The sequence below is a fragment of the Bathymodiolus azoricus thioautotrophic gill symbiont genome (genome assembly GCF_001298715.1).
Lineage (GTDB): Bacteria > Pseudomonadota > Gammaproteobacteria > PS1 > Pseudothioglobaceae > Thiodubiliella.
In genome coordinates this window covers 1-741 of sequence record NZ_CDSC02000007.1, presented here as the reverse complement: position 1 = coordinate 741, position 741 = coordinate 1, and the positions used below count along the sequence as shown (strand labels likewise).

General features: G+C 36.0%; 1 protein-coding gene. It reads left to right on the top strand.

The features are described from left to right. Positions 1 to 460: AlwI family type II restriction endonuclease (locus BAZSYMA_RS00035; RefSeq protein WP_241502499.1), on the top strand; the 460-nt coding region annotated here is incomplete at its 5' end. Positions 461 to 741: the final 281 nt, after the last annotated feature.

The window sequence follows — 741 nt, the reverse complement described above, 5'->3', positions numbered from 1 at the left end:
GTTTGATGATATAAATTCAACATTTGACCAAATACTTGATAAGTCGCTTTACGATACTCCTTTAATGCTTGAATGGAACACTTGGCGTGCAATGACAATGTTAGATGGAGGAATAATTAAAGCAAATCTTAAATTTGACGATTTTGGAAATCCAATGTCCACAGCACAAGGAAATATGGCAGATATTGTTTGTGATTATGGCGACTTTGGTCTAACAGTAGAAGTAACAATGCAAGGTGGTCAACGACAATACGAAACAGAGGGAGAGCCTGTTACCCGACACCTTGCAAAAGTTAAACGAGAAACAGATAAACCTGCATACTGTTTTTTCATTGCTCCGAATATAAATGAAGCCTGTATTGCTTATTTTTACGGATTACATAAAATAAATATCAGTTATTATGGTGGAAAATCCACAATTGTTCCGCTTCCATTAAGTATTTTTCTTAAAAATGGTTGAAGACTCGCATAAAGCTAGTTACGTTCCTAAACCAAAACATGTGCAACACTTTTTTTGAAAGGTCCAACGAATTAGCGGAGGCTACGGACAACGAAAAAGATTGGTATAGTGGTATTAAAGAAAATGCACTCAATTGGTTGGCTAATTAGTCGCCCCTTAAAAACCCACCCCAACCAAACCAAAACCACCCATTTTGCCAACCATCCAAATCAACAAAACTGCTTTTTTATCCAACACCACAAAAAACCTTAGGTATTTTACAAAAAATAAGCCCAGTTTTT